Annotated in this window: 27 protein-coding genes; 23 read left to right on the top strand and 4 right to left on the bottom strand. The window is 44.7% G+C overall.

Features of this window, described 5'->3' with window-relative positions; translation table 11 throughout:
* Window positions 1-87 precede the first annotated feature (87 nt).
* A complete protein-coding gene (locus tag LL912_RS11680) occupies window positions 88-636 on the bottom strand; it encodes a hypothetical protein (RefSeq protein WP_235553752.1) in 549 nt (182 codons plus the stop codon).
* Window positions 637-943: 307 nt separating this feature from the next.
* Between LL912_RS11680 and LL912_RS11675 the strand changes: the two genes are divergently transcribed.
* The gene (locus tag LL912_RS11675) at window positions 944-1,696 is read left to right on the top strand and encodes a S41 family peptidase (RefSeq protein WP_235553751.1); all 753 of its coding nucleotides are present in this window, start codon (window positions 944-946) and stop codon (window positions 1,694-1,696) included.
* Between the two features lie 82 nt (window positions 1,697-1,778).
* On the opposite strand, the gene LL912_RS11670 is transcribed toward LL912_RS11675, so the two are convergent.
* Window positions 1,779-2,450 carry a YceH family protein gene (locus LL912_RS11670; RefSeq protein ID WP_235553750.1) on the bottom strand — a complete coding sequence of 224 codons (672 nt, stop codon included), beginning with the start codon at window positions 2,448-2,450 and terminating at the stop codon, window positions 1,779-1,781.
* A 320-nt stretch (window positions 2,451-2,770) separates the two neighbouring features.
* Here LL912_RS11670 and LL912_RS11665 point away from each other — a divergent pair, with 320 nt between their 5' ends.
* Genes LL912_RS11665 through folE form a run of 3 tightly spaced genes read left to right on the top strand, consistent with a single transcriptional unit; the run spans window position 2,771 to window position 4,474 of the window.
* Complete coding sequence (locus LL912_RS11665; RefSeq protein ID WP_235553749.1) at window positions 2,771-3,166, top strand: hypothetical protein; 396 nt, start codon at window positions 2,771-2,773, stop codon at window positions 3,164-3,166.
* Between the two features lies 1 nt (window position 3,167).
* Window positions 3,168-3,815 carry a sigma-70 family RNA polymerase sigma factor gene (locus tag LL912_RS11660; protein WP_235553748.1) on the top strand — a complete coding sequence of 216 codons (648 nt, stop codon included), beginning with the start codon at window positions 3,168-3,170 and terminating at the stop codon, window positions 3,813-3,815.
* A 14-nt stretch (window positions 3,816-3,829) separates the two neighbouring features.
* Window positions 3,830-4,474, top strand: a complete 645-nt coding sequence (folE, locus tag LL912_RS11655) for a GTP cyclohydrolase I FolE (protein ID WP_235553747.1) — start codon at window positions 3,830-3,832, stop codon at window positions 4,472-4,474.
* 4 nt (window positions 4,475-4,478) lie between these two features.
* On the opposite strand, the gene LL912_RS11650 is transcribed toward folE, so the two are convergent.
* Complete coding sequence (locus LL912_RS11650) at window positions 4,479-4,907, bottom strand: SRPBCC family protein (protein WP_235553746.1); 429 nt, start codon at window positions 4,905-4,907, stop codon at window positions 4,479-4,481.
* A gap of 184 nt (window positions 4,908-5,091) precedes the next feature.
* Between LL912_RS11650 and LL912_RS11645 the strand changes: the two genes are divergently transcribed.
* The 6 genes from LL912_RS11645 to LL912_RS11620 are packed head-to-tail and all read left to right on the top strand — an operon-like array spanning window position 5,092 to window position 7,919.
* The gene (locus LL912_RS11645) at window positions 5,092-5,415 is read left to right on the top strand and encodes an ArsR/SmtB family transcription factor (protein WP_235553745.1); all 324 of its coding nucleotides are present in this window, start codon (window positions 5,092-5,094) and stop codon (window positions 5,413-5,415) included.
* A gap of 7 nt (window positions 5,416-5,422) precedes the next feature.
* Complete coding sequence (locus LL912_RS11640; protein WP_235553744.1) at window positions 5,423-5,890, top strand: SRPBCC family protein; 468 nt, start codon at window positions 5,423-5,425, stop codon at window positions 5,888-5,890.
* A 43-nt stretch (window positions 5,891-5,933) separates the two neighbouring features.
* Complete coding sequence (locus LL912_RS11635; RefSeq protein WP_235553743.1) at window positions 5,934-6,314, top strand: DoxX family protein; 381 nt, start codon at window positions 5,934-5,936, stop codon at window positions 6,312-6,314.
* A gap of 29 nt (window positions 6,315-6,343) precedes the next feature.
* Window positions 6,344-6,919: a YdeI/OmpD-associated family protein gene (locus LL912_RS11630; RefSeq protein WP_235553742.1), complete on the top strand. Its 576-nt coding sequence runs from the start codon at window positions 6,344-6,346 to the stop codon at window positions 6,917-6,919.
* Window positions 6,920-6,956: 37 nt separating this feature from the next.
* Entirely contained in the window at window positions 6,957-7,313 is a 357-nt protein-coding gene (locus LL912_RS11625) for a bleomycin resistance protein (RefSeq protein ID WP_235553741.1), read from the top strand.
* Between the two features lie 39 nt (window positions 7,314-7,352).
* The gene (locus LL912_RS11620) at window positions 7,353-7,919 is read left to right on the top strand and encodes a DUF4256 domain-containing protein (protein WP_235553740.1); all 567 of its coding nucleotides are present in this window, start codon (window positions 7,353-7,355) and stop codon (window positions 7,917-7,919) included.
* A gap of 379 nt (window positions 7,920-8,298) precedes the next feature.
* On the opposite strand, the gene LL912_RS11615 is transcribed toward LL912_RS11620, so the two are convergent.
* Window positions 8,299-9,585 carry an HAD-IB family phosphatase gene (locus tag LL912_RS11615; RefSeq protein WP_235553739.1) on the bottom strand — a complete coding sequence of 429 codons (1,287 nt, stop codon included), beginning with the start codon at window positions 9,583-9,585 and terminating at the stop codon, window positions 8,299-8,301.
* A 202-nt stretch (window positions 9,586-9,787) separates the two neighbouring features.
* On the opposite strand from LL912_RS11615, the gene LL912_RS11610 reads away from it, so the two are divergent.
* The 13 genes from LL912_RS11610 (at window position 9,788) to LL912_RS11555 (ending at window position 23,946) form a co-directional block, all read left to right on the top strand.
* On the top strand, window positions 9,788-10,549 hold the full coding sequence (locus LL912_RS11610; RefSeq protein WP_235553738.1) for a heparin lyase I family protein: 762 nt from the start codon (window positions 9,788-9,790) through the stop codon (window positions 10,547-10,549).
* A 266-nt stretch (window positions 10,550-10,815) separates the two neighbouring features.
* A complete protein-coding gene (locus LL912_RS11605) occupies window positions 10,816-11,487 on the top strand; it encodes a hypothetical protein (RefSeq protein WP_235553737.1) in 672 nt (223 codons plus the stop codon).
* A gap of 208 nt (window positions 11,488-11,695) precedes the next feature.
* Window positions 11,696-12,163, top strand: coding sequence for a VOC family protein (locus LL912_RS11600; protein WP_235553736.1), 468 nt, complete (start codon window positions 11,696-11,698; stop codon window positions 12,161-12,163).
* A 218-nt stretch (window positions 12,164-12,381) separates the two neighbouring features.
* Entirely contained in the window at window positions 12,382-12,732 is a 351-nt protein-coding gene (locus tag LL912_RS11595) for a hypothetical protein (protein WP_235553735.1), read from the top strand.
* Window positions 12,733-13,055: 323 nt separating this feature from the next.
* Window positions 13,056-13,229 carry a pentapeptide repeat-containing protein gene (locus tag LL912_RS26215; protein ID WP_406603609.1) on the top strand — a complete coding sequence of 58 codons (174 nt, stop codon included), beginning with the start codon at window positions 13,056-13,058 and terminating at the stop codon, window positions 13,227-13,229.
* On the top strand, window positions 13,226-13,531 hold the full coding sequence (locus LL912_RS11590) for a pentapeptide repeat-containing protein (protein ID WP_235553734.1): 306 nt from the start codon (window positions 13,226-13,228) through the stop codon (window positions 13,529-13,531). Before LL912_RS26215 ends, LL912_RS11590 begins: the two co-directional genes overlap by 4 nt.
* Window positions 13,532-13,718: 187 nt before the next feature.
* Window positions 13,719-13,883, top strand: coding sequence for a hypothetical protein (locus LL912_RS11585; RefSeq protein ID WP_235553733.1), 165 nt, complete (start codon window positions 13,719-13,721; stop codon window positions 13,881-13,883).
* Between the two features lie 564 nt (window positions 13,884-14,447).
* Window positions 14,448-17,897: an RHS repeat domain-containing protein gene (locus tag LL912_RS11580; protein ID WP_235553732.1), complete on the top strand. Its 3,450-nt coding sequence runs from the start codon at window positions 14,448-14,450 to the stop codon at window positions 17,895-17,897.
* 44 nt (window positions 17,898-17,941) lie between these two features.
* A complete protein-coding gene (locus LL912_RS11575) occupies window positions 17,942-21,226 on the top strand; it encodes a DUF6443 domain-containing protein (protein ID WP_235553731.1) in 3,285 nt (1,094 codons plus the stop codon).
* Window positions 21,227-21,229: 3 nt separating this feature from the next.
* A complete protein-coding gene (locus LL912_RS11570; protein ID WP_235553730.1) occupies window positions 21,230-21,520 on the top strand; it encodes a hypothetical protein in 291 nt (96 codons plus the stop codon).
* Window positions 21,521-21,819: 299 nt separating this feature from the next.
* On the top strand, window positions 21,820-22,167 hold the full coding sequence (locus tag LL912_RS11565; protein WP_235553729.1) for a hypothetical protein: 348 nt from the start codon (window positions 21,820-21,822) through the stop codon (window positions 22,165-22,167).
* Between the two features lies 1 nt (window position 22,168).
* The gene (locus LL912_RS11560) at window positions 22,169-22,645 is read left to right on the top strand and encodes a hypothetical protein (RefSeq protein ID WP_235553728.1); all 477 of its coding nucleotides are present in this window, start codon (window positions 22,169-22,171) and stop codon (window positions 22,643-22,645) included.
* A gap of 192 nt (window positions 22,646-22,837) precedes the next feature.
* Window positions 22,838-23,946, top strand: a protein-coding gene (locus LL912_RS11555; protein ID WP_406603608.1) for an IS3 family transposase whose coding sequence is annotated in 2 segments (ribosomal slippage) — window positions 22,838-23,090 and window positions 23,090-23,946 — 1,110 coding nt in all. Because the reading frame shifts where the segments join, the coding sequence is not laid out codon by codon here.

The raw sequence follows: 23,946 nt of genomic DNA, 5'->3' as shown, positions 1-23,946 counted from the left end.
TTTGATTTTATAATAAGATTGAATCGAAAGCCCGTCCTGCTCATCGCTGTGCACAGCAGGATGCCGGGACGAATGATGGGTGCAGGATTAAAATTTCAGCAGGAACGAAAGCGCATCGGCCGTGCCCTTCATTTTAAGACGAATATGCTTTGTGCCATTGGGTTCCGTTCCCTGTTCATATGTGTATTGGGTTTCTTTAGTAATCTCGCTGTCAGCCAGGTCCCGGTTCTCCGTGGTCTGCCCGTTTTTGGTTTGTTTGTAATGCGCCGAATGGGCGTGTGTAACGATGGTTTTACTGGCCTCGTTTATTTCCACGGTTCCTTTGGTAACCGACTGGTGGTAAGTGGCTACACCACCTGATACAGTTTTGGAAGTGAAATACTGCTCATACGTGCCGTTGACGTTGAATTTAAAGGCAATGGCTAATTCAAAACCGTTGCCAATATACTCGGCCGGGTTCTGATTCCAATACTCCGTAGTGGAAAAGTAGCCATACATCCAGCCGCCCTGTAATGCAGCAGGAACGGGTGTTTTGGGGCCATCGCCATAGGCGCCGGAAGCATCGGTTTGGTTTTTTTCGCAAGCACCCAGCAAACTTGAAAAGGTTAGCAGGGTAAATAAAATTGTTCTGTACATGATGGATTGTTTTAGAACACAAAACTATCCCGGCTCTAAAAGATGCATCACTCCATCTGCAGTGAATTGATGATTTGATGTGATGAATTGCTTGCGACACCTGCCTTGTGTGTATACAGTATAATCGCAACGCAGTATCAATCGGCAGGTACTTCAGTCTCTTGATCTGTTAGATCTGAGTTTAAATCAGCGGGAATCTGCAGGACGGAAATGCATATAGATGACCCGCGTATAGATTCAATCCGAACAAAAGTGTGCCCGTTCTTAATCATAAATTGCTAACTTTCAGGAAAAGTTATTCAGTACCATGATCCGCCGTTACAATAATCTGCTGCTCTTTGTCCTCGTGCTGCTTTTAGGTGCAGGTATCGGATATAACCTGCATACGAGCCACCGCGCTGTGGTTATTCCCGGCGATGTGTTGAAGATTATCAGCCACCATTATACCGACACAGTGGACGTGTCAGATCTGGAACGGATTGCACTTAATAAGATGGCGACCCGGCTCAATGGTGTTGCAGTTACTACAGGACGGGCCTCCGGCACTGGTGCCATAGATAGTGAACAGCCGGTGATCACGGTTGTAAAAACAGAACCGCGGACAGCTTATATAGAGTTGTCACCGCTTGCTAAAGGAGCCTATACAGTTTTTGTAAAAAAACTGGAAAGAATCAAATCCGAAGGCGTTAACAGGATTACGTTGGATCTGAGAGGCGTACGCGGCACTTCATTTGACGATGCCATAGAAATTGCTGATGAGTTTTTGGAAGGGGATAAGCGCATCACTTCTTTAAAACGGGCACATGAGCGAGAAAAGATATACCGGGCGAAAAGAGCAGGCATGTTTGAAACAGGAGCGTTAACCGTGCTGGTAGATAGTCTTACCGGCGCCGCCGGTAAACTGCTCTGCGCGGCACTTCGCGACTGGAAGCGGGCACAAATAACGGGCAGCCATTTTACAGATTCTGCTATTGAAATGAAACGGTTCTCTGTTGGGAAACATTATGAGCTGTTGCTGCCTACCGGAAGATATTATGCGCCACTGGGTGAAAAGTTGTAAAGACTACTGCTGTATCAGGCGTGTCTTCTTTTAACCTGCAAAATCAGATTACACATTTTATCCGGAATTTATTTTTAAAACCTTATCCGGTCCATTCCTTCATCAGTTTTTCAAAAGCTTCTTTTAATGCAGCCAGTTCCCGCTCCACCACCTGCAGCCGTTCTTCAAGGTGGCTGTTGGAAGCTGCTGCAGGAGGTGCTGTAGTTTCCGCTGTATAGGTTTCCAGTAGCGCTTCATCCGCAAATAAATGCATATAACGGGCTTCTTTTTGTCCCGGCTGCCGGGATAACTGCCGTACATAAGGCGTTGCTGCGGTAGATAATTTTTCCAATACGGATTGCACCTCGGCCAGGTCATCAAATTCATATAGCCGGCCGGAGCTGCTGTTGATTTCGCCGGGGGTGAGCGGTCCTCTCAGAAAGAGCAGGCAGAGCACCGCCAGCTCATCCGGTGTAAACTGATAATTGAGGGCAATGGTATGCCGGTATTTAACCACCCGGCTGCTGCCCCCGGTAACGGTTGCCGCCAGGTTTTTCCGTTTTAACCGGTCCAGGACCAGGGTAACGGTTTGCTCATCATAATTCACAACGGGATAACGCGCTGTTTTCTGGTTACAGGCGGCGGTTAGTCCGTTTAAGGTCATGGGATAATACTCCGGCGTGGCCTTTGATTTTTCCATCAGGGCCCCCAGCACGCGGATTTCTTCGGCATCCAGCACCGGTAATGATTTCGATTCAGTTAATTCGTTGCTCATGCGGGTAAAAATACGATAAGAACGGCGAGTTTCCGGTGTATCAGGGCAAAATGTTATGTCTTCCTGGTACTACAGTATTTGGCCACGAAGGACCGAAGACGCCAAGAAACACTAAGTTTTTTTTCTTTGAAGGTCTTTGTGACTTAGAGTCTTGGTGGTTCCATCGTATTTGTCCACAAAGGCTGAGTTCCTGTAAATGGTGTAAATTTATAGAAGCAATGGCGGACGCCTGCCCCACACCTGCCCTTTAAAAATAGCCCTTCTTTTGTAACCTTTTAAAGCGATACAGACTCTAATAGAGTAACAGCAAAAAATAAGTTATGGAATCAACCAATACCGAGCAGTCTTTGAAGCCCGTCTTCAACCTGTTACGCATTACCTTCGTCATTGTTCCCATTGTTGCAGGGCTTGATAAATTTACCAACCTGCTCACCAGCTGGGAGCATTATATCAATCCTTCCATTGCAACAATGCTACCCTTTCCGGCGCCTACATTTATGAAGATCGTGGGCGTTATTGAAATCGTGGCAGGCTTCATTGTATTGCGGAAAGCCGCGCCTGGAGGGTATATTGTTGCGGCCTGGCTTACACTTATAGCGGTAACATTGCTGGTTGGATTTCATTATCCCGATGTGGCCGTAAGGGACCTGGTAATGGCCATCGGGGCATTTTCTATGGCAAAAATGGCCGGAGTTTTTTCATCGGGCAAACAGTAGCATGACTTCATTTAAACGGCTTACAGATACAGAAACGATCCGGCGGGTGCTGGAAGGCGAAACGGCACTTTACGAAATCCTGATCCGGCGGTACAATCCGTACCTCTATAAGATCGGCCGATCCTATAACTATAATCATCAGGATACGCAGGACCTGATGCAGGACACCTTTATCGACGCCTACAAAAATTTAGCGCAGTTTGAAGGGCGATCCGAGTTTAAGACCTGGATCATCCGGATCATGATGCATAACTGTTACCGGAAGCAACGCAAGGCCGGGTTTAAAAATGAGATCGCAACGGATATCAATGATAATGCAATACCCATGTTTACAGGTTTTGATAACGATACAGGAAAAATGGTTCAAAACAGCGAATTGGGCCGGGTAATTGAAGAAGCGCTTGGCCGGCTGCCGTTCGATTATCGTATTGTATTTTCTCTTAGGGAAATGAGCGGCTTAAACGTATCCGAAACCGCTGGTTTGCTTGCAATCTCCGAGGCCAATGTAAAAGTGCGGCTGAGCCGGGCAAAGGCAATGCTGAAGCATGAAATCGAGAAAATGTATGCACCTTCTGAAATCTTCGAATTTAACCTGGTTTATTGCGACGTGATCGTTGCAAATGTTATGAAAAAAGTCAACACACTTTAATGGAATTACACAGGATGGAAGCAGTTATAATCCCGGAGGCGGAAACGTTTTTTGCAAACACCCCAATGCGCCCGGGTGCCTTTGAACAAAGCGATACCGAAAAGATCAGTGCGGTCGAATATCATTTTTCGCAGATCCTGCAAACCCTTGGACTCGATTTAAATGACAACAGTCTGAGTGGAACACCGGCGCGGGTGGCAAAGATGTTTGTGAAGGAACGCTTCAGCGGTCTGAACCCCGCCAACAAACCCCGTATCAGCCTTTTTGAAAACAAATACGGCTATCACCGGATGCTCATCGAAAAGGATATTTCCCTGTATTCCTGTTGTGAGCATCATTTTGTACCCATCATTGGTAAAGTGCATGTGGCCTATATTCCCGGTGACCGGGTCATCGGGCTTTCCAAGATCAACCGCCTGGTGCAGTACTATGCCAAACGGCCCCAGGTGCAGGAGCGGCTCACCATCCAGATCGCCGATGGATTGAAAGCGGCGCTGTGTCATCATGATGTGGCCGTGGTTATAGAGGCCGATCATTTATGTGTGGCGGCCCGGGGCATTAGGGATGTGCAGAGCAATACGGGTACTTCAAGCTATTCCGGGAAGTTCCAGAATGAAAACACCCGGGCGGAATTCCTCGCATTCATCCGCAATAAATAAACCCTTATTTATTAAACTCCGGGTAAGGGAATCCTTTCCCGGTTTCGCAAAGAAATTTCAGGCTTCTGAAGAAAAGTGCCCAATCGTAACTGCAGGAAGCAAACTCCGGTGTATAGTCCTTCCACCCGTCGTGATGAAAGAGCAGCACCGTTCCTTTGGCGTGTGGCTGCAGTTCAAAGCTCAGGGTGGTGCCAATCCAGTCTTCATACCCTTTTAAACAGCGCCATTTTATGCAGGTAAAGGGAACCAGTTCCGCTACCTCCATCTCCTTAAAATAACCAGGCCCAAATGCAAACCGCAGTATACTGCCTGTTTCCGGCCTGGCACTGGTATCCGGCGTCCACCAGCCGGCCAGCCCTTCCTGTGTGGTCAGTGCTTCATAAACTTTTTCCGGCGGAGCCTCAATGAGTAGCCGGTGATAGATACTTTTCATTGTTGAGGGATTGTTGAAATACAAAGGTAAGAGCGGGAAACAGCAGCTGCCGGATGTAAATTGGACCCTTTGCCCGGGCAATCCGGACATTTTTGATGCTTGTATTGGCGTTTAAAAGAAAATAGGAATAAAAATTTGTGTAGTTAAATGACTACATGTATATTTGTAGTCAAATAGCTACACAATGAATTTAAGACGCGATGTTTTCCAGGCCATAGCCGATCCTACAAGAAGGGCGATCCTGCTGCTGGTAGCAGCACAATCGATGACCGCCGGCGCCATTGCGGCCAATTTCGATACCGCCCGGCCCACGGTATCCAAACACCTGCAGATTCTTACGGAATGCGAGCTGCTGCAGCAGGAGCAGAACGGCCGCGAAATGTATTACCACTTTAATCCCCAAAAAATGAAAGAAGTAGCCGACTTTATCGAGCCGTTCCGCAAGATGTGGGACGACCGGTTCAACAAACTGGAAGACGTAATGAAAAAATACAAATCAAAAAAATAAAAACGATATGGAACGGAAAACAAAAATCAACGCCGAAGACGGGCGGCAGGACCTCGTGATCACCAGGGAATTTGACCTCCCGGTAGACCTGTTGTTCAGGGCCTATGCAGAGCCCGGATTGGTAGAACAATGGATGGGCACCAAAGTGCTGAAACTGGAAAACAAACAGCATGGCGGCTACCAGTTTGAAACCAGCAATGCAGAAGGAACCGTGGTCTTTCGCGCCAATGGTGCCATTCATGAGTTTGTACCGGAAAAGCGCATCACCCGCACTTTTGAAATGGAAAACGCGCCCTTTGGTATCCAGCTGGAGTTTCTGCAATTTGAGCCTTTATCGGAAGATACCAGCCGGCTCATTATGCAGGTGGTGTACCGGTCGGAAAAACACCGGGCCGAGCAACTGAAACTGCCCTTTTCCTATGGCATCAATATGGCGCACGACCGCCTGGAGCAAATCCTGAGTAAGTTAAAATAACCGTTGATGCGGATACCGCATTCAAATCATGTAAACCATTATTATGAAAAAAAGAGATCAAATCATTTACTGGATTGCCACAGTCTGGCTGGCCCTGGGCATGCTGTCTACCGGCATGGTACAGCTGATCCAAACAAAGGAAGAAACCGCCCTGATGGCGCACCTGGGCTACCCGGCATACCTGCTTACGCTGCTGGGCATCTGGAAAATACTGGGCGTAGCGGCCGTGCTCATGCCCCGCTTTCCGTTACTGAAAGAATGGGCCTATGCCGGTTTTTTCTTTGCCATGACCGGGGCTATTGTTTCGCACCTGGTGCTGGGCGACGGCGGTAAAGATCTTTTTGGCCCATCCTTACTGCTGGTACTTACCATGGTGTCCTGGTATTTCCGGCCGGCAAGCCGCAAAGTCAATAAGCCTTCCTAACTTTATAGCAGCAGATCAAAAACTTGTATATGAACCCTAAAACCGATTTCTATTTTAATAAAGGAAAATGGCAGGAGGAAACAAAGCTCCTGCGGACGATTGTGCTCGATTGCGGTCTTGCCGAAGAGCTCAAATGGGGCTGTCCCTGCTATGTTTTTGAAGGACGCAATATCGTGCTCATCCATGTGTTTAAGGAATATTGTGCCCTGCTGCTTTTTAAAGGTGCCCTGCTGCAGGACCCTGCGGGCATCCTGATCCAGCAAACAGAGAATGTACAGTCGGCCCGCCAGATCCGTTTTACGGGCGTAAAGGAAATTAAGGACCAGGCAGCGGTCATTAAATCCTATATTTATGAAGCCATCGAAGTAGAGCGGACGGGTTTAAAAGTACCGCTGAAAAAAACAAAGGATTACGCCATGCCGGAAGAGTTTCAGCAAAAGCTGGATCAGTTGCCCGCACTGAAGAAGGCCTTTGCAGCGCTCACACCCGGCCGGCAACGGGCATACCTGTTTTATTTTTCGCAGGCCAAGCAATCCAAAACCCGGGCCGCCAGGGTGGAAAAATATATACCAAATATCCTGGAAGGAAAGGGGCCGGAAGATTAGCCCTGCGCTGTTTTACAAAAATGCTTTAATAACCGTAATGATGCTTACAGCCATTCATCCCAAATTACCCATGCGGAATAAAGCCCTTACCAAGGCGTTTTATACCGGCCAGCTGGGCTTTCAGCAAATCGGGAACGATTATGAAGGCTACCTGATGGTGGGCAAGGAGGCTATCCAGATTCATTTTTTTGAGTTTAAGGAACTGGATCCCGCCGAAAACTACGGGCAGGTATATATTCGTACCAATAATATCGACGCGTTGTACCAATCCCTGCTGGACGGCGCCGTAGCCATACACCCCGCGGGGCAGTTGCAGGTAAAGCCCTGGGGTCAAAAAGAATTTGCGTTGCTGGATCCGGATAATAATTTGCTTACGTTCGGGCAGTCTGTTTAACCGGATACCGGCGAAAGAAGAACCTTTAAACAGCACAACATGAAATCTTCAAAAAAACAATTACCCGCATCACAGGCGGCCACATTACTCGGCATCCTGAAAGCCCGCTTTGAAAAGCATAAAGGCCGGCATAAGGGCTTGGAATGGTCCGCCGTACAGGCAAAGCTGGAGGCCCGGCCGGAAGCGCTCTGGTCGCTGGAGGAAATGGAACGCACCGGTGGCGAACCGGATGTGGTAGGGTATGATAAAAAAACGGGGCAGTACCTGTTTGCAGACTGTGCGTCCGAAAGTCCCAAAGGCCGGCGGAGCCTTTGTTTTGACGGAGATGCGCTGGCATCCCGGAAGGAGCACAAGCCGGCAGACAGCGCTATGGAAATGGCAAAGGCCATGAGCATTGAACTGCTTACGGAAGAACAGTACCGGGCATTACAGGAGCTGGGCGCTTTTGATCTCAAAACCTCCAGCTGGATACAAACACCGTCCGCCATCCGGAAGCTGGGCGGCGCGCTTTTTTGCGACCGGCGTTATGATCATGTGTTTACGTATCACAACGGTGCCGAATCTTACTATGCGGCACGGGGCTTCCGGGGAATGCTAAGGGTATAATTGGTATGGGCATACGAATGTCGTCTCCTTAAAGGGATCCGAAAGTATTTTTTATACATCAGAGGTTCTGACATGCTGGTAGCTGTATGCAACCGCAATGGTCACCCAACGAATACGCTAAGCGGATTTTTCAGCATTCAGGTTCCCGTTGCGCGCATCGCGTTCAATCGAACCACAGGGTTCGTGCTGTTTAAAAATATCTTGGAGACGGCGTGCAACCAGCATGACAAGCAGCCTCATCATAAGCGGCCTTTCATCTGCGAATCAGCGGCCTTGATTAGGAAAACAAAATATCCTGGCTCCCGGCACCGCATCTGCAGTAATCAATAAAAATCGCTTAAAGCAACAACATGGGGTGGCATACAGCCATCTCCTGTTTTTAATAGAGCACCCTGGTTTTAATGGTGTGCTCTATTTTTTTTAATTCTTTCAGTAATTGTTTATCGTAGTTCTTATCAATGTCAATAATTGTATAACCCGCAATAGCATTGGTCATCAGGAACTGCGCGCTGATATTGATCTGGTGCCGCGCCAGCAGCAGGTTCACCTGGGCCATAACCCCCGGTACGTTCTTATGAATATGGATGATGCGGTGGGTATTGTTCACGGCCGGCAGCTGCAGTTTGGGAAAATTGCAGCTATCGCTGATGGCGCCCTTGTTCATAAAGTCGATCATGCGTTGCGCCGGTTGCCCGTTGGTTTTCGCATTGCCAAATACCACGATGCCCATTTCGGTGCAAAGCTCCAGCGGAACGCCGGTTTTCATCTTCCCGCTAACGCCGATCGCTTTTAAGCGGGGGGCTTTTTTTAATTTTTTTGCGTCCAATACCACATCCGGGGTTATCAGCAGCATGCTGGCCTGTTGCAGCGCTTTATCATCCGCATCCTGCTCATACACCAGGGTAAAGCCTTCCTGTACCAGGGGCTGCAGGTCCTTTTCCGGTACTGCGCCCAGTACCAGGCAATGGATCCGGTTTTTGGGGTAGGAGATGGAGCCCGGCAATTTGTTGAGGTATAAAAATTCATCAAAGCTGGGTGTTACATGGTCGGCCTTGGCCGTTACGCTTTTGCGGGAAATATTTTCAGTATAGGCAAAGAATTTTTTAATGAGCCCGCTTTCCCGTAACTGGAAATCGGAATAGCCATCGCCAATGCCATATAGCTCGCCCTGCAGGTTCAGTTCGCGGATCAGGATCACTTTTCCTCCCTCTTTGCTCAGCGGGTTCTGGTCATCATACCCGATGATCTTTCCCGCGGCATCAAATACAAACGTGTTGGCGTAAATATTTTCCTTTTTGATATGGAATTTCTTCACCACGGGGGTTATAAATTCCTTAAATCCGCCGGAAACGATCAGTACATCTTCCGCATGTTTTTTAAAGAAGGCCGCGTTGCGCGAAAAGGATTTGGATACTCTCTTTTTCAGGTGCACCACCAGTTTTTTCAGGTGCGATTTGTTGGCCTCCAGCAGTTGTACGCGGGCGGCCAGGCTGTCTGAAAAAGACATGGTACCGTTCATGGCCTGGTTGGTAAAATCTTCAATCTTTTTATAAACAGCCTCCCGGCTGGGATTGTCTTTTAAAGAGATGCGCACCAGTTCATCCAGGGCTTCCACCTGTGTAAACGTGCTGTCGAAATCGATGATGTAGTATTTTTTTTGTTTCATCCTTCAATCTTGGGCAATTTCGGTGCAAAAGTAGGGGCTAATACCGTTCGGCAGCCGGTTTTTTTGCCGGCAGCAGTCCGAAAACGTTGTAGCAGGTTTTTTAGTTCCCCGACATCTTTGTTTATATATTTATACAAATGTTTGTTTGCTTGCTGCTACAAGCGCTTGTTATCTGATACATAAACCCTAAAACTAAAAAACGATGAAAAAAAGATCAACGATTGGCCTCGTGGCCATTGCCTGCGCCTTTGCCCTGCCCCAGTGTAAAAAAGCATCCGATGCGGCACCTGAGCCCGCTACCGGCACCAGTGCCCGCTCCGTTACCTCCCTGTTGTTTGACGGTGCGGCTTCACAGGGTTCGGCCAATGTATGGAAAGACATCAACATTGAAGGTTCCGGAACCGTAACCACCATTAATGATGAAACCAGCACCCTTTGCTGGAAGTTTTTAAAACCCTCCGGCAGCCATCGCACGGAAGGGCATGGCGCCAAGAACTACCAGGCCCAGGACGGGGATGAGATCTACATCGGGTGGACGAGCAAGCTCTACATGCCCTCCACCTTACAAACCGACGCGGTATTCCAGTGGAAATCTTATCCCACCGGCACCACGGCCAACCATCCCATTATGCTGCGCACCAAAAACGGTAAGCTCGACCTGCAGTACTTCGACATCAACCATGTAGCCTATGTGCCCTGGTCGGTAACCCTTTCCACCAGCAGCTGGCTGCGGTTTGTGTTGCGCATGAAACTATCTTACAGTGCCTCCACCGGCTATATCGAACTATGGTACAACGGCACCAAGCAAACCTTTTCAAACGGCAGCCAGCGCTATTATTGCCGCACGATGGATGCGGACTACTGCGATCCCAAATGGGGCGTGTACGGCGGAGATGAAGCCCAGGTTACAAATATCGTTAAAGGCATCCGCATTGGCACCAGCTATGCCGATGTAGCGCAGTAGCCAAAACGGCACGGCGCTGCGGATGACTGATGGCCTGTTCTATAAAGTGGTTGTCTCAAAAGTCCGTCATTTCGAACGTAACGCAATGAAGCTGAGAAATCTCCTGTATGTCATTTTCAGATAATGAGATTTCTCCTCCCGATAGTCGGGGTCGCTTCGTTCCGCAAAAAAGGCGGGATCGAAATGACGGTTTCGGACTTTTGAGACAACCACTTTTGGTTTTATGTCCGTCATTTTTTGCATCCAAACCACTTATCTTTAATGCCATGACCTACCTGCAAAAAATACAACGGCTCTATCACCTGGAGCCCAACGATCATTCCGGCTTTGCCGATGCTGAGCTTGCAGCACTGGAACAGCAGTTGGGCACGGCCCTTCCGGTCCCCCTTAAAAACTATTATACCGCCCTGGGCAAACAGGAGCAGGTGAACCATAGCTATAACCGGCTGTTACCGCCCGGTAAGGAAATGGATTTTTCGGCAGACGGATACCTGGTGTTTTATGAAGAAAACCAGGCCGTATGCTGCTGGGGTATTCAGAAAGAAGACCTGGCGCAGGATAACCCGCCCGTTTGGGGCAACTATGGTACCGAAACCGCGCCGGACTGGCACCAGGAAGCCGGCACCACCGAGGATTTTTTCCTGCTAATGGCGGTGTATAACGGCACCATGGGCGGGCTGCCGTATAACGCCAACTGCCTGGGAACCGTAGACCCGGCCATGGTACGGTTTATAGAAGCACGCTACACATTGGTTCCGGCAATCAGCTGGGAGCGGCAAAGGGTATATACGGATGATTTTTACGAGGTACTCAGCCTGTCCTTTGCTGAGGCCGGTCATTGTAATGCCCTCTTCGCCGGCACCAGCGATGCCCAACGGTTTGGCCGGCTGCTGGATGCAATCGATGTGGAATGGTCTTATATTGCGGATGAAGAATAAGGAGTCCGTTTTAAGACGATTGGGAGGCGGGCGAAATAGCGGCTGGTGCCCGGCCTTGCTGCCTCCCGGTCTCATACCTCCGTTCGGTTGTTTTGCGGCTTGCGTTCAGATCGCCGATACGAGTAGCAAGGCATACTTAACGGTGCTTTTAAAATGTTGGGTATATTTATTGTTCATAACTAAGCTAATCGTATAAAACCACGAGTGTATGAAAAAAAGCAAATTACTGGAAATGAATAATATGGGCATTGTGGTGGAATCACTGGACAATGCCATTGCCTTTTTTGAAGAAATAGGATTGAAGCTTGAAGGACGCGCGATGGTTGAGGGCGAATGGGCCGGCCGCGTAACCGGGTTGGGCAACCAGTCGGTAGAAGTGGCGATGATGGTTACCCCCGATGGTCATTCGCGGCTTGAGCTATCCCGGTTTCTTGCCCCGGCTCCAGTAGCAGATCACAGGAGTGCGCCTGTAAACACCCTGGGGTATCTCCGCATCATGTTCCGGGTAGATCATCTCGACGAATTGCTAAGCAGGCTGAAGCCGCATGGTGCTGAACTTGTTGGGGAAGTGGTGCAGTATGAAAACCTGTACCGGCTATGTTATATCCGCGGGGTGGAAGGGCTTCTTATCGGGCTGGCCGAGCAGCTTGACCAGCCGGAGGCTGCTGATCGTTAAAGCTCAGAAACCTGAACGCTTCAGAGATCCGGACGAGGCAGCCAAGGCGTTTCAGCCGTGTTTCAATGCTTGCGAAAATCCAGGAAAAGAAGGGGAGGTTGAATTTACATATCCTCATTTACATGAAGATTGGCTCCATGTGATGCTTTGACAGATAGAGGAGAATCTCTTTCTTCCGAAACAGGACCAATAAACCGTAAACGAAAATAATATCTAGAATGGAAATTGCAGACATTTGCTACCTTGATGGGTCTAAAATTCAGGTGCAAACTGTTCAAAAAGGCGAACTGGAGCGATTATTGAATAGCCAAAATATAAAACATAAACCCACAGATTACTGGGATGATTGTTATGAGCTTAATGGTGAGTATCTTATAAATATCGAAGATGCTGGGCTTATGTTTGAAAGTGTAGAGTCCATGCTTAAATTCTTAGGCAAAACTAGTTTTCTTAAAAATCCGCTCAACAGGCAGTTTGTTTTTTTTGAACTTGTTGAGAAGAATGAGTTGAAATTACTTATGAATGCTCCTCCAAAAGGATTTAAAAAAAAAAGAAAGTTTTATGTTTGAAGAGATGTATCAATTCGATGATGGACGAATATTGTTTGCGGATAAGTATTTGAGGAGTGGTGAAATCTTTATGACCGAGAGAGACTATGGCATGTACAAGCAGTTGATCCATGGTGAGTAATTGGTAGTCTTTTAAAAGTTTTATAGTAGTTATTAAAATAACACCGAAATTCGAGAACGTAAATTGTTAGTTGATGATTGCATTGTTTAACTATCAAAACCAATCAATAATTTTTTAGTCAATTATCAAGAGTAGTTCCAATTCAGAAAACAAAGGTAAGTATGATAGATTGGGGGCATTAACTAATTTAACAATAGAGTATATGAAAGTTTTTTGTCATGACGATCGAATCATTGAGGTACCTTATGATAGTTTAACGGGGGTATCACTTGATAATTTAAATCTGCATCGTGCACAACTCGAGAGTATTGATCTTTCAAACTCTAGCTTTGAAAATGCCAATCTAAGGGGGCTTTTCTATTTAGATCGAAGATGAAAGAGTGCAATCTATTAGCTACAAACCTAATTGTTGCAGACTTGAGAGAGACTGATTTGTCAAATGCAAATTTGAAAAAGTGCTTAGCTCTTTCTACGCTGTTTGAAAATGCAAATCTTCAAAACGCGACTTTTGAGGGAGCAAATATTGGAAGGGCAAATTTTAAGAATGCAAACCTTCAAGGAGCCAATCTAAATTGTATTGGAGTAGAACAGGCAATTTTTGAAAACGCGACGTTTGATGGTGATACCATTTGGCCGGATAACTTTAGCATAGAAGCTTGTGGTGCGGAAAAGGTTTAGTAAGATGAACTTGCAGCGGTGGCAAATTTTTTCTGAATATTTTTCTATACCTGGCTAAAGACGATCGATAATTCAGATATTCGGGTGGGGATAGGCACTATAAAAAATAGTAGTTTCCTTTACTGTCCCCTCGGTCTTACGAGTCGCCCAATAAAAAGCATTATTTTCCTTTGGTCAACCGCTCAATATGATCATCAATTTCCTGTTCGGTTACCGCGTCAAATACGGCTCCGAACTGGGCAAGGCTGTAGCCCAGTGCACCCAGCAGGCGATAGAGGGTAGAACCTTTGATATCTGTTTTAGCAGTAATGGTGTCAGAAATAGTGCCTTTACGGATACCGGTGCTGCTTGATAGTTTGCCATAGCTGTCATCTGCCCGGGATGGGGTGTATTGCCGGACGCGAGGTTCAATTGCTTATTCGCCTGAATAAGTTTTTGCAGCGCCACTGCATACCTGAATACATCTAAGGAGCTTCTACCTATTAATTGGGCGTCTTTCGATGGAAATGCCGTCTTGAAAATTTATGTAATTTTTTTTTGGTAATATTATTTCTTATTGTACATTTACTCTAATATCGAAAAAGTATAAAATTAACTATGTAACACAAAATGACCTAAAAACAGCTGTCTATGAACGTTGAATATTAACCTCAAACCTGCTGGAGGATTCTGCTTACACCAAAAGGAAGATTGCGAAAACAACTTCATAGCTGATTATTGTTCTATAGTTGTGGAATAAAGTGAAGATGGCCTTTGTGGGGCAGTCAAGTAAATCGTATATCGATAAATGGTGCTGCCGCTTGAATGCCACTCCATGTGATATGGCCGTGCTTATAGGAACAGAATTAAAAACTATATAAGGAAAATAAAACTGCATATCGGAGAAGAGAAACCATTCTAATATTTTAAAAGCAACATGATGAAAACACGTATATTTTTTCTGATGCTATTACTGTCGTTGGAGGCAGCAGCACAAGATGAAGTCCAGTTGGCAAATCTTCCAAAAGTTGTTCCGGCTTCGCCCACAGCAGCAAACCTCGGAATGTATAAGCAGGAGGATGTTAGCTATTATACGGGTACTCCAAATATTAATATTCCTCTTTTTGCCATTAATACTGGACACTTGAATTTACCGATTAGTTTGTCTTATCATGCAAATGGAATTAAAGTAGAAGAGATGTCGTCTATTGTTGGTTTGGGGTGGAATTTAAATGCAGGAGGGTCAATAACCCGATCTATTAATGGTTCAGATGATTTGTTTGATTATACTGGAGGGGCGGCTAATTATATAAGCCAGACCGTGAAGCTGCGGGATGTCTTCAATAATCAATCTACTACTCAAAGTAAGGAGATTATGGCCCGGATTGCTGCAAAACAATATGACGGGCAACCGGATGTGTTTTATATCAATTGCAACGGTTTAAGTGGAAAGTTTTTTTATAATCAGGATAAGGGTGGATTCATTTTTAGCCCCAATCAGAATGTAAAAATTTCCTATGATAACCATGAACAAAGTTTCACTCTCACAAATACATCTGGGATCGAATATACATTTGATGTAGCAGAAGTAAATACTCAGGATTTAAGTACCGGGGGTGTTGTCCCTGTTACCACTGCATGGTTTCTGTCAAAAATTAAGGATTTAAAGTCTCAAGAGGAATTATTAATTGCTTATGAGCCGGTGAGCTATAATTTTGAAACCCTGGGCGTTGAAACGAAGGGAGAACAGTTTGATTACTTTGGAACGGATCCGCAGCATGTATTGCCGGACAACATTACGATGCGGGTGGCACCATATAACTCAAACAGAATGTCGACTTTCAGAGTAAAGAGGATAGACTTTAAGAACGGGTATCTTTTGTTTAATAAATCGACCTCATCTAGATATGATATAGTCAATGACTATAGTTTAAATTCAATAGAGGTTTATAGTGGTCAGACTAAAATAAGAAAGATTGATTTTTATCAGTCTTATTTTAAGAGTGACGATGTAACGGATGTATCTAGTCCATCAGCACGTACTAAAATCAGACTGAAACTCGATAGTTTAAAAATCTGGGATGGGAGTAACGTCAATAGCTTCCAGCCATATAAGTTTAAGTATTATGGTAATGGGGCGATTGTTGATCGTTTGTCCCGGGCGCAGGACTATTGGGGCTATTATAACTATAGTAACGGGCAGACGATGCTTCCACCGGTTCAATATGAATATTGGCCCATGCCTGGTAACGACAGGAATGCAAATCCCAGTTTCACCGGTACAATTAGTGAGATTTCTTACCCAACAGGAGGCTTTACAAGTTTTGAGTTTGAGGGAAACCAGATTGCTGCACCTGCTAATCCAGCGGAGCCGTCTAATTTAGATTATATGGCAGAACTCCTTGCGGGCATTGAATGGTCAACTACCTATAGTAATGGTCAAAGCCAAATAATAATACACAAATCTTATTTTGAAAAGCAGATTGGTTTTGATAGCAGTCAAAGCATAACGGTGAATGGCGATGTGCCTGCTTTATATTTGTATGTCCGCCCACAGAGCCCTTCGGAAATAGAAAATTTTAGATGGAATGCGGATCCTAACGGCTATTATCCTAATGAAATATTAAAACCTGAAGTAAAATTTTTTAATGTAAACAACCCAGGCACTAATCTTTTGAGCAGTGCTGTGCCTGATAATGCTCAGGGAGATGGGTGGTACAGGCTTACTAACGTTCCGGCGGGTGTATATAAGATGATGGTCGATTATTCTGAAATCGTTAACAATGGTTTTGCCTTGGCTGCGTATTGTGAATTGTATTCAATGTATAATACGGCAATACGAATTCCTTTCCTGGGTTCTAATCCAACAACACCCGTGTGGCAGAACAAATATGTTGGGGGGCTTCGGATAAAGCAAATTTTGGATTACCCGTCGGCGAGTAGTGCTCCATTAATCACAAAATTTACCTATAATTCAGATCAAGGGCTTTCCACTGGAGCTATCCAGTTTGTTCCTCAATTCTATTACAAAGCAGCTTATTTTGATCCTCCCATGGGTGGATCGGGTGGGTTTCAGGACTTCTTTACCTACCTAAAGCGCTTTTCTATGCCAAATGTGCCGATGGCTTATACGCAGGGAAGTCATATTGGGTATCAAAGAGTGACTGTAGAGCAGGTCAATTCCAGTTCTACTGAAAGCCAAAGAAAGATATACTTTTTTTCTACATTCAATAACTATCCCGATGATATACGCAATAGTTATCCTTTTTGCAGGGGGACAAATTTCGATTGGAAACGAGGGTTACTCGAATCCGAATTGACGTTTAAAAAAGAGGGAAACTATTTTAAGCTGGTAAATCAAAAAGATTACGAATATAAAACGGTAATGCCTGCAAGCTCAAATGCAACCAAATCCATAGGCGTTGATGCCGGATTTATGTTTGGCGACGAATATGTGTTGGATGTGCGACCAGACCCAGCATTGCGGGCTCAGTATCCAATCGTTGCTGATAGTTATGAGGTGATTTCGGAGGATTTTAGCCTGGCAAAAAAGACAGAGATCACATTCGATGATAATAGCAGGCAGGTAATATCTTCAAAAGAATATTTTTATGACATTCCTGCACTGTTGGTTCCAACCAGAGTAAGGACTAAAAATAGTAAGAATGATAGTATAGATGTTGTATCGAAGTATCCGCTAACTTACAACCCGACTGCAGCCGATAATGCTGGAATCAAAGGCCTGGTGGACAACAATATTTATACACCGATTGAGCAATATGAAGTAAATCTGAATAAAAATACGGTTGCACCTGGACAGGTTACCTATTATAATGGAAATCTGAACCCTAAAGAAATTTGGGCACTGCAGCCAATCAATCCGATTCCGAAAAGTAATTTTTTGGAAAGCAAATTAGTAAATAATGTTCTTCAGACAGATCCTAACTATGGGCAACGATTGAAGTTTAATTTATATGATGCTTATGGTAATGTTTTAGAACAGCAAAAGAGTTATGATGGAAAGGAAGTCTTCTTATGGGGATATAACAACCAGTATCCTGTGGCCAAAATCGTTGGCAGCGATTTCGCAACTGTGGATTTGGTGGTAGACATAGATTTATTAAACAACCCAGTTAGTACTGAGGCCCAGATCCGTGCCGAACTGAATAAGCTTCGCACCGACAGCCGTACTAAAAATGCACTAGTAACAAGTTATACCTATAGACCTTTAATTGGTGTTACTTCGGAAACTGATCCTTCAGGGAAGATTACTTTTTATGAGTATGACGGATTGGGCCGCCTGAGTTTTATAAAGGATGAAAAGGGCAATATCCTAAAGACAATCTGTTATAACTATGCGGGTCAGGTGGTGAATTGTAACCAGTAAACCTAAAAAATTTTGTTATGCAACTTTTAACTAAAAATATACTTTTGTCAAGAATTTGCAGATATACCATATCCGTAGTACTCTTGTTAATTGCATCCTTGTTGGCAAAATCGCAGGTTACGCCCTCGGGTAATCAGAACTATGTTTATACTCGTACCATTTTAAAGGACAACGTCAAAACACAGGGTGACCTGGATGCACTTACATCAGCGGATGTTCGTGCGGAAATACAGTATTTTGACGGGCTTGGCCGGCCAATGCAAAATATAAGTGTACAAGCGGCTCCCGGTTTTAAGGACATTGTTACTCCTATAGCATATGATGCTTTTGGGCGCCAGGATAAAGGCTATCTTCCGTATGCTGCTTCGGGTACAAGTGGTTCGTACCGGAGTAGCGGCTTAACAGAGCAAGCTTCGTTTTATGGAACGGCACAAACATCCATTCCGGTTATTCCGAATCCATATTCACAGAAAGTTTTTGAAGCGTCGCCATTGAGCCGGGTATTGGAAGTGGCGGCCCCGGGTCAAAGCTGGGCCTTGGGTAGTGGGCATACGGTGCAAACCAGGTATGAAGTCAATGGCCCCGGTGATAATGTAAGGCTTTGGGATATACAGAATAACGGAATGGTAAATACAGGAGCTGTAAGCACCGGCTATTACGATGCGGGTCAATTATATAAAAATGTGACCCTGGATGAGCACCAAAACGAGGTGGTGGAATACAAAGATAAAGAAGGACAAGTGGTTTGTAAAAAGGTACAGGATGGTGGAACTACAGGTTCCCCGTCCTATATGGTTACTCAATATGTGTATGATGATTTTAACCAACTGGCCTATGTGATACCGCCGGCATTGGAAAGTATAACAAGTTTTACGGAAAGTGACCAGGACTTTTTAAAATATATCTATGCATATCACTATGATGAAAGGCTCCGGTTGGTTGAAAAGAAAATACCAGGGAAAGGCTGGGAATATACGGTGTATAGTCTTACTGACCGGCCGGTGCTTACGCAGGATGCTGCGCAGCGGGATCGTGGTGTTTGGGCCTTTATTAAATATGATGCCCTGGGCAGAGTGGTTATAACGGGGGAGACAGCTAATCCTGATTCGAGGGCTGCGCTGCAGCTAAACGCCAATGGCAGAACGGTTCATACAGAAGCGCGGGATAATACACAGCCATGGGGATACTCAAATGTTGCGATTCCAACAACGGTAACCAAGGTGCTGACGGTTAACTATTATGATGATTACAGCATTTTCTCAGCCACCAATCCCTTTTCGACCTTCTTTACCCAACCCAACGGCACACAGAATGAAAGTCAGCGGACCAAGGGGTTGCCTACGGTAACGGCCACGAATGTCCTGGGTACTACAACCTATCTGTATACGGCCACTTACTACACCGACGATAAAGCGAGGGTGAGCAAGGTAGTGAAACAGCACCAGCTCAATGGTGTGGATATTACGACCAGTACTTATAACTTTGCAGGCGAGCTAACGACAATCGTTCGCCAACATTACAATAATAACAATACGGCTAGTCCTGTTGTTATGGTAACTACAACTAACCAGTACGACCAGGCAGGACGGCTGAAGCAAACGCAAGAAATCATCAATAGTCAGCAGCCGGTAACGACCAATTATACCTACAATGCGGTAGGGCAGCTGGAACGCAAATCGGTTGGCGGCCAGGATATAGACTATCAATACAACGCCCGAGGGTGGTTGGCCCGACAAAGCTCGGCTCTGTTTACCCAGGAATTGAAATATGACGACGCCAGCCAGAACGCACAGTTTAATGGCAATATAGCACAGCAATTATGGAGCACTAACGGGCAAAACCATAATTATAACTATAGCTATGACAAGGCCAATCGTTTACTGAGCGGGATCAGCGATGAAAATAACAATGAAACGATGGGCTATGACAAAATGGGAAATATTACCAGTTTGTACCGGCAAGGCGCGGCTGCTATTACATCTGGCTTAGGAACCCTTTCCTATACCTACAATGGTAACCAGCTGCAAAGCGTGAATGGAGGTTATGTAAAGAACTACCAGTACAATAATAATGGCAGTATGACCAGCGATGGAATGTTTGGTTTTCAATATAATGAGTTAAATTTGCCCAGGCAGGTGACGGGTACGCCGGTGGGCACGGTTACCTATACCTACGATGCCAGTGGAGCGAAACTTACTAAACAAACAGTGAGTGAAACACGACAGTATGTTGAAGGGATCGAATATACCGGTGGCAATATAGATCTTTTACATATCTCTTCAGGGTTGGCGCGTAATAGTGGGGGAATCTACAACTATGAATTTTTCCTCACAGATCATTTAGGTAATACAAGGGTGGTGCATAATGGGGCGGGAACAGTGTATCAGCGAACTGATTATATGCCGTTTGGGATGAGCATAGGTCGTGTTGCCAATACGCCGAATAAGTATTTATACAACGGAAAGGAGCAGCAACAGGAGCTTGGCGGTACAGATGGTGGACAATACGATTATGGCGCGAGGTTCTATGACCCGGTAATTGGTAGGTGGCATGTGATTGACCCGCTGGCGGAGAAGATGCGACGACACTCTCCTTATAATTATGCTTTTGATAATCCGATAAGATTTGTTGATCCGGACGGAATGGAGGCTGACAATTGGTATAAGGCGAAGAACAAAGAAGGGAAAGAGACTTACATGTGGGTGGAGGGGAGTAGGGAAATTGAAGGGGCGGAGAATATGGGACAGGAATTGAGCCTGGAAACAGTAGGTAGACAGAGTGGTAAAGTATATGATTCATATAATCTCAATGCTGATGGATCTATAACAAATAATATAACATCAGAAATTACGACCAATAAGATCGTGACTGAGAATGATGTTACAATAAAGGGAGCTGACGCACCGGGACTTACGACTTTTGGTATTCATAATTCAGCAGTTGGTTTGCTTGGTACTTCCCCTTTAAAAATAGGCAGCCTCATCAAATCAATAGTTGGTCTTTTTAAGTCGCCTCAATCTGTTGAAAAAGCTGCTATAGTTGGTGATGAAATTGTACAGGTTTTTCATAAAGGTGAACTAAGTGGAGGAGTAGTGTCTTCTACACGAAGTCTTTCTACAGGATTAGATAAAGCTGCTGTAGAGGCCCTGAATAGATCTGGAAAGGTTTGGGAATTTAATATCCCCAAGACCCAGTTTTTGAAGTGGAAGTATGCTCAGAAACTTGAACTCTTCAGAGATCTGGACGAGGCGACTAAAGTCATAAATGAAGAAGTGCGTTTTTCGCCAGAGCTAGCTCCTTTTTTAAATAAGTATTTAATTAAACCATAAAAGATGAAAGCTGATTTTTGCTGTTCAATACTCACGGAAAATATTGTTGAAGCAGGGCGAAAAGGATTTTCTGTTATTCCCTTCAAACATGAAGATGATCTTTATACTAATGACCTGTATAGCTTTTTGCTGCAGTTTAGGAGTATGGATTTTGCCGCTGATAACAAATGCATCATGGCACAGAGAGCAATTGCGTATTGCCCTTGGTGTGGTACCGAGTTGCACCAATTGACCCGTATAAACGAGGCCGGATTGGAATATTACGCGAAAAGGAATCAGAAGTTGATTATTTGATGAGTATCTAGTAAAGTGTGTGAGTGAAACCGAATCCTAACAGGTTATCGCGACATGGCGGTACTAAATTTAGGGCATGCTATATGATAAAAAGTTTGGCATTAGACAGAAGAAGAGAGTTTGTTTTAAATTGAGTTGGGAAAGTGATTTGTTAACGTCAGAAGTAAAAAAATGGTGAAGATATTTTCACTATAGGGATAGATCGGGACTTTGCAATAACGAAACCCTCTGATTTGTTACCATGGAAGTGGGTTGTGCATGGCGCTTTATTTGTAGGTACTGCGTATTATATAGCTAAAATGGAAAAAGAAATGGAAGGTATAATGAGGCGTGCAGGAGGTCCTCAAGGTTATATGTATTCGCTTACTGCTAATGTCTCGGGTCAATATCCTGTTTTGACATGGGGGAATAAGGCTAATTCGACAACACATCTGAATAAGGACGCAGTATGGAAATATGGTGAGACCTCCTCGAAAAGTGATAGATATTCAGCTGCAGAACTGGGAAGAATAGGAGCCGGAGGAGTAACTCCAAACCCCTTGGTTTACGGTAATCAAATCCAAATAAAAATTGCAGAAAAGGTTGCTATCTATGGCTATTTTATACAAAATGGACATCTTCCACCCGGTAATAAAATTTTTAGATAATATGAAGTTTAATATTAGTTTAAGACTTTTCGATATTTCTATTTCCGACACTGCTCGTAAGCATACAGAAAAGGTGGTTAGCGAGTTAAGGGATAGTATAAATGCCAGTTTAGAAAAACAAGATTACGGAAATAGTATTCTTGAATATGAAATTATTCTTTATGTTATAAATATGCCGAAAGGATACGAACATTTATATACAGATTTTAAACCTAAGTATATGGAGCGTAAATTATTGACGAGTAAACTTACAGGCGAAAAATATGAAATAAATAAATGTTTTAACTACAGCATAAAAATTGAAGGCGAATTATATAGCAAATTTATAAGTTCAGTGGCTAGAGATAGCAAGCGAATTTTGGCTTCTGAGATCCTAAAATCTTTATCGTATTTAGATGCTTTACCAAAGAAAGTTAATGATTTTGACAAGGAACGATTTAGAGCGGATATGGAGCGCTTCTTAGATAAAGAAATCTGAAGTTACTAAATGTCATTGCCGTTTTCACCTTTAATCTCATACCGGATCAGGTCAATGGCATTTTCTGCGGCCTCCTTGTTACTAAATATACTTATGGCCACATTTCCAGAATCGACTTTATGCAGGTGTAAGTATCCCTAAAAACCAGACAGTTTAAAATTAGAGAGATTTACTAAATTTAAACTGTAAAAAATGAAAAAGACAAGATTCACAGAGACACAGATTGTTTCAGCCTTAAAGCGCCAGGAAGGCGGTATACCGACCAAAGAACTCTGTCGTGAGCTGGGCATATCCGAAGCCACTTTCTACAATTGGAAGAGTAAGTATGGCGGCATGGAAGCCTCAGATGTGAAGCGCATGAAAGAGTTGGAAGAAGAGAATGCCCGATTAAAACGCATGTATGCGAACCTGGCAATGGATAACGAGATATTAAGGGATTTGTTCTCAAAAAAAGGCTGGGCCCTGCCACCAAAAGGCAATTAAGCAAGGAGCTTGTAAAGGAGCGAAAGATACCGGTGAGCCGGGCCTGTAAGATAATCTCATTACCACGATCCCAATATTATTATTCGTCAGTCAAGGACGACTCAGCAGTAATAGAAGCCTTGCAGGAGTTGGCATTTGCCCATCCATCGTATGGCTTCAGAAAGCTCTTTGCATATTTACGGCGCTCAGGAAAAAACTGGAACCATAAAAAGGTTTATCGTGTGTATAAGCAGTTAAAACTTAACAAAAAACGCAAGGGTAAAAGAAGGCTCCCGGCACGTATAAAACATCCCCTGCAACAACCCGAAACGGTAAATAAAGTATGGAGTATGGATTTTATGAGCGATAGCAAGACAGGTAACCGGAAGTTCAGAACCTTCAATGTAATCGATGATTGCAGCCGGGAGGCATTGGCTATTGAAGTGGATACCTCAATATCTTCAAGGCGGGTGATCAGGACACTCAACAGGGTTATCGAAAGCAATGGTAAGCCCATGGCCGTAAGAGTGGATAATGGTCCGGAGTTTACCTCAAAGGATTTTGAACTGTGGGCGAAGGGACAAGGGATTAGTATCCTGTATATCCAACCCGGAAGGCCTATGCAAAACGGCTACATTGAACGATTTAACCGACTTTACAGGGAAGCTGTATTGGATGCATATTTGTTTTTTGATCTCTACCAGGTAAGGGTACTAACACAGGAATGGATGGAAGAATACAATCACAAAAGACCACACGAGTCACTGGACAACCTGACACCGCTTGAATACAAAAAGTTGGCTGGTGAAAAGAAAAATACTCAACTTATAGCTGTCTGA

Origin of the sequence: Niabella agricola (genome assembly GCF_021538615.1) — a bacterium.
Classification (GTDB): domain Bacteria; phylum Bacteroidota; class Bacteroidia; order Chitinophagales; family Chitinophagaceae; genus Niabella; species Niabella agricola.
This window is presented reverse-complemented; position numbering and strand designations above follow the sequence as displayed.

Coding starts and splice junctions, on each gene's coding strand:
- LL912_RS11680 (WP_235553752.1), bottom strand. CDS start 636: ATGTACAGAACAATTTTATTTACCCTGCTAACCTTTTCAAGTTTGCTG.
- LL912_RS11675 (WP_235553751.1), top strand. CDS start 944: ATGATCCGCCGTTACAATAATCTGCTGCTCTTTGTCCTCGTGCTGCTT.
- LL912_RS11670 (WP_235553750.1), bottom strand. CDS start 2,450: ATGAGCAACGAATTAACTGAATCGAAATCATTACCGGTGCTGGATGCC.
- LL912_RS11665 (WP_235553749.1), top strand. CDS start 2,771: ATGGAATCAACCAATACCGAGCAGTCTTTGAAGCCCGTCTTCAACCTG.
- LL912_RS11660 (WP_235553748.1), top strand. CDS start 3,168: ATGACTTCATTTAAACGGCTTACAGATACAGAAACGATCCGGCGGGTG.
- folE (WP_235553747.1), top strand. CDS start 3,830: ATGGAAGCAGTTATAATCCCGGAGGCGGAAACGTTTTTTGCAAACACC.
- LL912_RS11650 (WP_235553746.1), bottom strand. CDS start 4,907: ATGAAAAGTATCTATCACCGGCTACTCATTGAGGCTCCGCCGGAAAAA.
- LL912_RS11645 (WP_235553745.1), top strand. CDS start 5,092: ATGAATTTAAGACGCGATGTTTTCCAGGCCATAGCCGATCCTACAAGA.
- LL912_RS11640 (WP_235553744.1), top strand. CDS start 5,423: ATGGAACGGAAAACAAAAATCAACGCCGAAGACGGGCGGCAGGACCTC.
- LL912_RS11635 (WP_235553743.1), top strand. CDS start 5,934: ATGAAAAAAAGAGATCAAATCATTTACTGGATTGCCACAGTCTGGCTG.
- LL912_RS11630 (WP_235553742.1), top strand. CDS start 6,344: ATGAACCCTAAAACCGATTTCTATTTTAATAAAGGAAAATGGCAGGAG.
- LL912_RS11625 (WP_235553741.1), top strand. CDS start 6,957: ATGATGCTTACAGCCATTCATCCCAAATTACCCATGCGGAATAAAGCC.
- LL912_RS11620 (WP_235553740.1), top strand. CDS start 7,353: ATGAAATCTTCAAAAAAACAATTACCCGCATCACAGGCGGCCACATTA.
- LL912_RS11615 (WP_235553739.1), bottom strand. CDS start 9,585: ATGAAACAAAAAAAATACTACATCATCGATTTCGACAGCACGTTTACA.
- LL912_RS11610 (WP_235553738.1), top strand. CDS start 9,788: ATGAAAAAAAGATCAACGATTGGCCTCGTGGCCATTGCCTGCGCCTTT.
- LL912_RS11605 (WP_235553737.1), top strand. CDS start 10,816: ATGACCTACCTGCAAAAAATACAACGGCTCTATCACCTGGAGCCCAAC.
- LL912_RS11600 (WP_235553736.1), top strand. CDS start 11,696: ATGAAAAAAAGCAAATTACTGGAAATGAATAATATGGGCATTGTGGTG.
- LL912_RS11595 (WP_235553735.1), top strand. CDS start 12,382: ATGGAAATTGCAGACATTTGCTACCTTGATGGGTCTAAAATTCAGGTG.
- LL912_RS26215 (WP_406603609.1), top strand. CDS start 13,056: ATGAAAGTTTTTTGTCATGACGATCGAATCATTGAGGTACCTTATGAT.
- LL912_RS11590 (WP_235553734.1), top strand. CDS start 13,226: ATGAAAGAGTGCAATCTATTAGCTACAAACCTAATTGTTGCAGACTTG.
- LL912_RS11585 (WP_235553733.1), top strand. CDS start 13,719: ATGATCATCAATTTCCTGTTCGGTTACCGCGTCAAATACGGCTCCGAA.
- LL912_RS11580 (WP_235553732.1), top strand. CDS start 14,448: ATGATGAAAACACGTATATTTTTTCTGATGCTATTACTGTCGTTGGAG.
- LL912_RS11570 (WP_235553730.1), top strand. CDS start 21,230: ATGAAAGCTGATTTTTGCTGTTCAATACTCACGGAAAATATTGTTGAA.
- LL912_RS11565 (WP_235553729.1), top strand. CDS start 21,820: ATGGAAAAAGAAATGGAAGGTATAATGAGGCGTGCAGGAGGTCCTCAA.
- LL912_RS11560 (WP_235553728.1), top strand. CDS start 22,169: ATGAAGTTTAATATTAGTTTAAGACTTTTCGATATTTCTATTTCCGAC.